Genomic DNA, 8,430 nt, shown 5'->3' on the forward strand with positions numbered 1-8,430 from the left:
TTCAGTACTGATATCTTCAAGCGCAACGATATTCTCGTTGCGCTTTTTTATGCTCTCACCTTCTCCCTCCAATCGTGCTTATTCTTCTTTTTGTGCCTCTCATCGCTATTTGTCATAAGTATTGTCGCTTTTTCCCATTTAGGAATTAGTCGAATTCGATTTATGATAGTGGGATAACGGTGGCATTGAGTTCGGGCAAGGTCATCCCAATCTATCTATGTACCAGATAAAATTTATAAGCTCTTGGAGAAAGTAATGGCGACTCATTTTGACTATATCTGTATCGGTGGCGGCAGTGGCGGCATCGCATCTGCAAACCGTGCGGCGATGTACGGCGCGAAAGTTGCGCTAATCGAAGCTCAAGACCTTGGCGGTACCTGTGTAAACGTAGGTTGTGTACCGAAAAAAGTGATGTGGCATGGCGCGCAAATCGCAGAAGCGATGAACCTGTACGCAGAAGATTACGGTTTTGATGTCGACGTGAAAGGTTTCGACTGGAGCAAACTGGTTGAGAGCCGTCAGGCATACATCGGTCGTATTCACCAATCTTACGATCGCGTTCTAGGCAACAATAAAGTAAACGTGATTAAAGGCTTTGCTAAGTTTGTTGACGAAAAAACTGTCGAAGTAAACGGTGAACACTACACAGCAGATCACATCCTGATCGCGGTTGGTGGTCGTCCTACTATTCCAAACATTCCAGGCGCTGAATACGGCATCGACTCAAACGGCTTCTTCGACCTAGCAGAGCAACCAAAACGCGTTGCGGTTGTGGGCGCTGGCTACATCGCAGTTGAAATTGCTGGCGTACTGCACGCGCTAGGTACAGAAACGCACCTGTTCGTACGTAAAGAGTCACCACTGCGTAGCTTCGATCCAATGATCATCGATACATTGGTTGAAGTGATGGACGCAGAAGGTCCAAAACTGCACACCCACTCTGTACCAAAAGAAGTGGTAAAAGAAGCCGATGGCAGCCTAACTCTGCACCTAGAAAACGGTGAAAGCCAAAACGTTGACCAACTGATTTGGGCAATCGGTCGTCACCCAGCGACAGACGCAATCAACCTAGCGTCAACCGGCGTGGCAACGAACGAAAAAGGCTACATCAAGGTAGACGAATACCAAGAAACTAACGTGAAAGGCATCTACTGTGTGGGTGACATCATGGAAGGCGGTATCGAACTAACACCAGTAGCAGTGAAAGCGGGTCGTCAACTTTCTGAGCGTCTTTTCAACAACAAACCAAACGCGAAGATGGACTACGATTTGGTACCAACTGTGGTATTTAGCCACCCACCAATCGGCACTATCGGTCTAACAACGCAAGAAGCAGAAGAGAAGTACGGCAAAGACAACATCAAAGTCTACACATCTGGCTTTACTGCAATGTACACCGCCGTTACTAAGCACCGTCAACCATGTAAGATGAAGCTTGTATGTGCGGGCGAAGAAGAAACGGTTGTTGGTCTGCACGGCATCGGTTTCACGGTAGATGAAATGATCCAAGGCTTCGGCGTAGCAATGAAGATGGGCGCAACCAAAGCAGACTTCGACTCTGTTGTGGCTATCCACCCAACGGGCTCTGAAGAGTTCGTAACGATGCGTTAATTGCGCGCTAATCGCATTGCTGATTTCAGCGAATCATTTGAAAAGGTCATCTTAGGATGACCTTTTTTTGTTTGCCCATGCTTAACTCGCATTCTCCAATAACGTGCGAATAAACTCGGCTTTAATAGCACTCTCCTGCTTACCGTCATGAATCAGGCATAAGTCTGCACGCAGTGATTCTTTCAGCTTGATAAAACGAATCCCATGCCAATGATGCTGAGAAAACGTCGACGGCACCAACGTCACGGTATTGCTGTTTGCTACATACGCCATCAAGGTGCTTGGCTCCACCACTTGTTTGCCAATATGGGGTGAAAAGCCTTCTTGCAGACAGGCATTGATGATGAAGTTTGCCGAGGCAGAATTCGCCAAACTCATAAACGCAAACTCACACGTCTTTAAATCTTGGAGCCGCAGCAAAGATTTGCTGGCTAACTCATGTTGCTCCGACACTGCTACCACAAACACATCTTTGCCCAAAGACACCGACTGGTACGGATAAATGTTGAGTGCATCGGCAAAACGCACGATGCCCACATCGATTTTCTTCTCGCTCAGATGCTTCTTTTGCGTCTCTGGGTTAAGGTCAAAAATGTCGGCGTGATAAGTGTCATGCTCAGCATGGAAGCGCTGTAACAAACGATCAAATCCGCCCCAAAATGCGCTACTTACCACACCAACTCGCAGGATATTTCTCTGGTTCAACCCCACTTGCTGCACTTGATTGAGCGAGACATCCAAGGTTTGAAAAATCAGTTGGCATTTGGACTCCAACAATCGTCCGGCCTCCGTTAGCATGACGTTTCTTGAATCACGCTCAAACAGTTTGACGTTAAGCACTTCTTCCAACTCTTTGATGCGATTGCTCAACGGCGAATTGGTGATATTGAGGTTCTCGGCCGCCTTAGTGAAATGCTTGGTTTGTGCGACCTCGTAAAAGTAACGCAGCATCTTCAGCGTCACGCGCTCAAATGGTTCTGACTTCATAATTGAGTCCTAGCGAATTTCATCATCCTCTTTTTAAGGATGATAGTAGCGAATAAAGCAAAGATAACCAGCGCAGAAAGTCACACAATGGAATCAACACACAACCAGAAGGTGACTAACATGAATCACGATCCAGTAATCGGCGCACTACAAACCATTCGCGAACGCAAACCAAACTTCCAACCTAAAGCGGCGTTTATTTTAGGCTCTGGCTTAGGCGTATTGGCAGACGAGCTACAAGACAAAGTGGTCATTCCATACGAAGAGCTCGAAGGCTTTCCGGTTAGCACCGTGCAAGGCCACTCTGGTGAGTTGGTACTTGGCACCATGGGCGGCGTAGACGTAGTGTGCATGAAAGGTCGCGGTCACTACTACGAACACGGCTCAATGAAGGTCATGACAACACCAGTACGCACCTTTAAAAAGCTGGGCTGTGAGTTTTTGCTCGTCACCAACGCGGCAGGTTCACTTCGCCCTGAGCGTATTGATGTCGGCTCTCTAGTGGTATTTCATGATCACATCAATACCATGCCTGAATCGCCAATGATCGGTCCGAATGATGAAGAGTACGGCCCGAGGTTCTTCAGCCTCGCCAATGCGTACGACAAAGACCTGCGCGCAGAAGCGTTTGAAGTTGGCAAAGCCAATGGTATTCACCTCAATGAAGGCGTGTTTGTCTCTTACACAGGCCCCAACTTTGAGACCGCAGCCGAAATCCGCATGATGCAAATCATCGGTGGTGATGTGGTGGGCATGTCGGTCGTGCCAGAAGTGATTTCTGCGGCGCATTGCGGCTTACCCGTATTGGCAGTGTGTGCGATCACCAACATGGCAGAAGGCTTGGGAGATGTAGAATTGTCTCACGCCCAAACATTGAAGTGCGCGAAGCTAGCCGAAGCAGATTTCATTCGCTTTATTAAGCGCTTTATGAAGCATCACTTCTAAAACCGTTTCATTCCCAAAAGCAAAAGGGTCATCAAGTAACTTGATGACCCTTTTTCGTATCACGTTTTCTAACGTTCGGGGGCATTTCGGAGCCGTTTGTGCGTTTTACTTAACTGCGCGAACCAATTCAGCAATGCCTTCCCAATCGCCGTTGTCCATCATTGCGGTTGGCACCATCCAAGTACCGCCACAAGCTACAACCGATTTCAGCGCTAGGTAATCTTCCACGTTGGATGGGCTTACGCCACCTGTTGGCATGAATTCAACTGGGTAAACCGCCGTGAGTGCTTTCAACATGTTTACGCCGCCTGATGGCTCAGCAGGGAAGAACTTCAACGTACGCAGACCCATTTCCATCGCTTGCTCAACCAAGCTTGGGTTGTTTACACCCGGTACGATAGTCACGCCACGTTGCTGACAGTATTTCACTGTGGTTGGGTTGAAGCCTGGGCTAACGATAAAGTCCACACCCGCTTCGATTGCGATATCCACTTGTTCTGTGGTCAGAACGGTGCCCGCGCCAATCAACAATTCTGGGTACGCTTCACGCATGATGCGAATCGACTCCGCCGCAGCTTCGGTGCGGAATGTCACTTCCGCACATGGTAAACCGTTTTCTACCAACACTTTTGCCAGTGGCAGAGCGTGTGCTACGTCGTTGATTGCGATAACTGGGACGATTTTGATTTCTCTTAATCGTTGTTCAAGTGTTGTCATGGGGAACCTCTAAAGAATAAAGCTTAATGTTGCGACGATAATAAACGCGATACCGCCAAGTAACGTTTCCATTACCGTCCAAGTTTTTAATGTGGTTTTCTCATCCATCTCAAGGAGACGAGATACCAACCAGAAACCAGAGTCATTGAAGTGAGACAGTACCGTTGCACCACCCGCAATCGCGATTACGATAAAGCAAAGGTCGAGTTCACTCAAACCTGTTGATGCTGCCACAACCGGCGCGATAAGAGCCGCCGTGGTGGTTAGCGCTACGGTTGCTGAGCCTTGAGCAACACGCAGACAGGTTGAAATCACAAACGCCGCCACAATCACAGGCATACCTGTGTCTGTAAGAACGTCAGCCAGTGCATCACCAATACCGCTTGAGCGCAGTACGCCGCCAAACATGCCACCTGCACCCGTGACTAGGATAACACCACAGATAGGAGCCAATGACTCACCACATAATTTTTCTAGTTTTGCCATGCCGTAGTCTTTGGCAAACATAGCCAGACAGACAATCAAAGTGATCAGCAACGCAACTGGGGTTTTACCTAGCATGCGTAGGAACTCAACCAGTGCCGTTTTGCCATCAATCACACCCGCAACCGCCAGTGTGTTCAATACCGTATCCAAACAGATTAGCAGGACTGGCAGCACAAGGATGGTCATAACCGTGCCAAATTTTGGTGCGTTGCGCTCATCCACCATCGCTTCGCCATTAAAGAAGGCTTTAGATAGTGGGATATCGAATTTTTTGCCCGCGTACAAACCAAATAGGTAAGCGCCAAGGTACCAAGTTGGAATAGCCACCAGAATACCCACCACCAATAACAGACCGATGTTTGCGCCAAGGAATTCTGCCGCTGCAACCGGACCTGGATGTGGTGGAACAAACGCGTGCATAACCGCAAAAGCACCGGCTGCTGGCAACGCGTATTTAATTGGTGAGCCACCAAAACGAGCCGCCACACTTAGGATGATAGGCATCATCACTACAAGGCCAGCATCGAAGAAGATTGGGAAGCCAAACAGTAATGAAGCGACGCCCAAAGCAAATGGTGCGCGCTCTTTACCAAAGCGACCAATCAAAGTGTCTGCCAGCACTTTCGCACCGCCAGTCACTTCAAGAATTTTACCGATCATCGCACCAAGACCAACCAGCAATGCCACGGAAGCCAGAGTACCGCCGAACCCACCCATCATGGTCGATACGACTTTCTCTGAAGGAACGCCAGTGGCGATTGCCGTACCTAAACTCACCATAGTAAGGGAAGCAAAAGCATGGACTTTCAGTTTAATGATAAGAACGAGTAACGCTGCAATGGCAAGGCCTGCAATCGTCAGTAGGAACGTAGGATCTGGGGCTTGGGTTAATTGCTCCATAGGTTCACCTTTAAGAATTATTGTTTGTGTTATGGTTCACATTTATTTCAGTTACCGGTAACATGTTACCGATAACATGAATAAGATAAACCCATATTTTAAAGTGAATTCAAAAATTGAGATCACGCGCAAATTTGGTTATGAGGATAAGTTATGGCTGGTAGTAGTGTCATCGTTATGGGCGTTTGTGCTAGTGGTAAAAGCACAATTGGTGAGCATCTAGCGAAAAAGCTAGGGCGTAAATTCATTGATGGTGATGATCTTCATCCACGAGCGAACATTCAGAAAATGGCATCGGGCCAGCCTCTGAACGATGATGATCGCAAGCCATGGCTAGAACGCATTCGTGATGCGGCGTACAGCCTAGAAAGCAAAAACGAACACGGCATTATTGTCTGTTCAGCACTGAAAAAGATTTACCGCGATCAGATCCGCGAAGGTAACAACAACGTGACCTTCCTGTTTCTTGATGGCGATATGGAGTTGATCCTGAATCGCATGCGTATGCGCAAAGGCCACTTCATGAAAGAAAACATGGTGAAGAGCCAATTCGAGACACTAGAGCGCCCAGACAACGAGCCTCAAACTCTGATCATCAGTATCGACGGAGACATCAGCGACGTGGTGGAACGCTCTGCCGCTGAGCTAATCAAAATGCAAGCGAACGAGGTGGCGTAATGACTCACTCTGTTGTTCTTGAGGTCACACAACGTTTGACCGAGCGCAGCCGTGAAGCGCGCGCTGCCTTTCTTACTCGCACCGAAGTGCAAGCCGAAGCGGGCAAAGGCCGCGTTGGTTTATCTTGTGGTAACTTAGCCCATGCAGTCGCCGCTTCTTGCTCTTCTGAAAAGAAAAATATTCTCGATTTTACTCATGCCAATGTCGCGCTGATCAGCGCCTACAACGACATGTTGAGCGCCCACCAGCCGTACCAAGATTACCCAGTGCAAATCAAACAAGTGCTGGCGGACTACGGCCATACGGCGCAAGTCGCAGGTTGTGTGCCAGCGATGTGCGATGGGGTGACTCAAGGTCAAGCAGGCATGGATATGTCGCTGTTTTCACGTGACTTAATTGCGCAATCAACGGCGTTGTCTTTGAGTCACAATGTCTTTGATGCCACATTACTGCTTGGTATCTGTGACAAAATCGCCCCGGGGCAACTGATGGGCGCGCTGTCTTACGCGCATCTACCGACTGCGTTTGTACCAGCGGGTCTGATGGCAACAGGCATCAGCAATGAAGAGAAAGTCGACGTGCGCCAAAAATACGCAGCGGGTGAAGTCGGCAAAGACGCTCTGCTGGATATGGAGTGTCGCGCTTACCACTCTGCGGGGACGTGTACGTTTTACGGCACAGCCAACACCAACCAGTTGGTGTTCGAAGCCATGGGCTTGATGCTGCCAGGTTCGGCATTCATCCATCCCCATACCCAACTGCGTAAAGCGTTAACCGATCACGCGGCTCTGAAAATCGCCTCAATGACGGCGGGTTCTGCACACTTCCGTCCGTTGGCAGAAGTGGTCACAGAAAAGAGCTTGGTCAACGGCATCATCGCTCTACTCGCATCTGGCGGCAGTACCAATCACACCATTCATATGATCGCCGTGGCGCGTGCTGCTGGCATCTTGCTCACGTGGCAAGACATCAGCGATCTGTCGGATGTGGTTCCTTTGTTAGCTCGCGTTTACCCGAACGGCCCAGCCGATATGAACGCGTTCCAAGACGCGGGGGGCGTGCCCGCGTTATTGCACCGCTTGAACCAATCCGAGCTTTTGCATCGCGATGTGAAACCCGTGTTTGGTGAATTTGAAGACCAAATGACGCTGCCGAGCCTTGTCGATGGCCAACTGACTTGGAGGCCGTGCCAAGGCAGCCAAGACGGTGACGTGATCGCCAAACCAGACGCCACTTTCCAAAACACCGGCGGCACTCGCGTACTTCACGGTAACTTGGGCAAAGCCGTGGTGAAAGTGTCTGCGGTGAAAGAAGAGCAACGCGTGATTGTGGCACCAGCGATCGTATTCCAATGCCAACACGAAGTGGAAGCCGCTTACAAACGTGGCGAGCTGAACAAAGACTGCATCGTTGTGGTCACACACAACGGCCCAGCGGCAAACGGCATGCCTGAACTGCATAAACTGATGCCAATCCTCGGCAACGTGCAGAAAGCGGGCTTTAAAGTGGCGCTAGTTACTGACGGTCGTTTATCTGGCGCATCCGGTAAAATTCCGTCTGCGATTCATGTTTCTCCAGAAGCCATTCGTGGTGGCTCGATTGGTTTGGTGCGCAACGGCGATTTGATTCGTCTGGATTGCCAAACGGGCGAACTGAACAACTTAAGCGACACCACTGGTCGCGAGTTGATTCATTTCGATACCGAATCGACCCAACAAACTTGGGGACGAGGCTTGTTTAGCGTGATCCGCCAAAACGTATCGAGTGCAGAAGAAGGCGCAAGCTTTATTGTTTAAGGCGAGAAGAAAGACCTCGTCATTCCGACGAGACTAAGCAAGATCAGGAATCTACTATCAACGTGCTGTGAAGTCAGAGAAAACACCTCTGCCACAGCACTTTTTGTTGGTAGATTCTGAATCACACTCGTCCCTCGCTTTTCAGAATGACGAGCTTTAGGATTGGCCTCTATTCTTTCTAAAAACGAATGAATCCGTCACTCCGACGAGCCTAGGCGAGATCAGGAATCTAATATCAACGTGCTGTGAAGTCAGAGAAAACACCTCTGCCACAGCACTTTTTGTTGGTAGATTCTGAATCACACTCGTC

Annotated in this window: 7 protein-coding genes; 4 read left to right on the forward strand and 3 right to left on the reverse strand. The window is 49.2% G+C overall.

Annotated elements, in window-relative coordinates:
* The first annotated feature begins 255 nt into the window (after positions 1–255).
* Positions 256–1,611, forward strand: coding sequence for a glutathione-disulfide reductase (gorA, locus tag R7M72_RS08225; protein ID WP_005379157.1), 1,356 nt, complete (start codon positions 256–258; stop codon positions 1,609–1,611).
* Positions 1,612–1,692: 81 nt separating this feature from the next.
* Here the strand turns inward: gorA and R7M72_RS08230 are convergent, their stop codons facing one another.
* Entirely contained in the window at positions 1,693–2,598 is a 906-nt protein-coding gene (locus tag R7M72_RS08230; protein ID WP_005379156.1) for a LysR family transcriptional regulator, read from the reverse strand.
* 120 nt (positions 2,599–2,718) lie between these two features.
* Here R7M72_RS08230 and xapA point away from each other — a divergent pair, with 120 nt between their 5' ends.
* Positions 2,719–3,543 (forward strand): xanthosine phosphorylase, encoded by an 825-nt coding sequence (gene xapA, locus R7M72_RS08235; protein WP_005379149.1) that lies wholly within the window; start codon positions 2,719–2,721, stop codon positions 3,541–3,543.
* Positions 3,544–3,648: 105 nt separating this feature from the next.
* Here xapA and R7M72_RS08240 read toward each other — a convergent pair whose 3' ends face one another.
* Positions 3,649–4,260, reverse strand: a complete 612-nt coding sequence (locus R7M72_RS08240; protein ID WP_005394384.1) for a bifunctional 4-hydroxy-2-oxoglutarate aldolase/2-dehydro-3-deoxy-phosphogluconate aldolase — start codon at positions 4,258–4,260, stop codon at positions 3,649–3,651.
* Between the two features lie 9 nt (positions 4,261–4,269).
* Positions 4,270–5,646, reverse strand: coding sequence for a GntP family permease (locus tag R7M72_RS08245; protein ID WP_225466426.1), 1,377 nt, complete (start codon positions 5,644–5,646; stop codon positions 4,270–4,272).
* A gap of 153 nt (positions 5,647–5,799) precedes the next feature.
* Between R7M72_RS08245 and R7M72_RS08250 the strand changes: the two genes are divergently transcribed.
* Positions 5,800–6,324: a gluconokinase gene (locus R7M72_RS08250; protein WP_315956745.1), complete on the forward strand. Its 525-nt coding sequence runs from the start codon at positions 5,800–5,802 to the stop codon at positions 6,322–6,324.
* Positions 6,324–8,120, forward strand: coding sequence for a phosphogluconate dehydratase (edd, locus tag R7M72_RS08255; RefSeq protein WP_115385639.1), 1,797 nt, complete (start codon positions 6,324–6,326; stop codon positions 8,118–8,120). The genes R7M72_RS08250 and edd overlap by 1 nt, the downstream gene beginning before the upstream one ends.
* The last annotated feature ends 310 nt before the right edge of the window (positions 8,121–8,430 follow it).

Source organism: Vibrio sp. YT-18 (genome assembly GCF_033337345.1).
GTDB lineage: Bacteria > Pseudomonadota > Gammaproteobacteria > Enterobacterales > Vibrionaceae > Vibrio > Vibrio alginolyticus.

Bases quoted from the DNA above. Each gene is read 5' to 3' on its own strand.
- gorA (WP_005379157.1), top strand. From the start codon at position 256: ATGGCGACTCATTTTGACTATATCTGTATCGGTGGCGGCAGTGGCGGC.
- R7M72_RS08230 (WP_005379156.1), bottom strand. From the start codon at position 2,598: ATGAAGTCAGAACCATTTGAGCGCGTGACGCTGAAGATGCTGCGTTAC.
- xapA (WP_005379149.1), top strand. From the start codon at position 2,719: ATGAATCACGATCCAGTAATCGGCGCACTACAAACCATTCGCGAACGC.
- R7M72_RS08240 (WP_005394384.1), bottom strand. From the start codon at position 4,260: ATGACAACACTTGAACAACGATTAAGAGAAATCAAAATCGTCCCAGTT.
- R7M72_RS08245 (WP_225466426.1), bottom strand. From the start codon at position 5,646: ATGGAGCAATTAACCCAAGCCCCAGATCCTACGTTCCTACTGACGATT.
- R7M72_RS08250 (WP_315956745.1), top strand. From the start codon at position 5,800: ATGGCTGGTAGTAGTGTCATCGTTATGGGCGTTTGTGCTAGTGGTAAA.
- edd (WP_115385639.1), top strand. From the start codon at position 6,324: ATGACTCACTCTGTTGTTCTTGAGGTCACACAACGTTTGACCGAGCGC.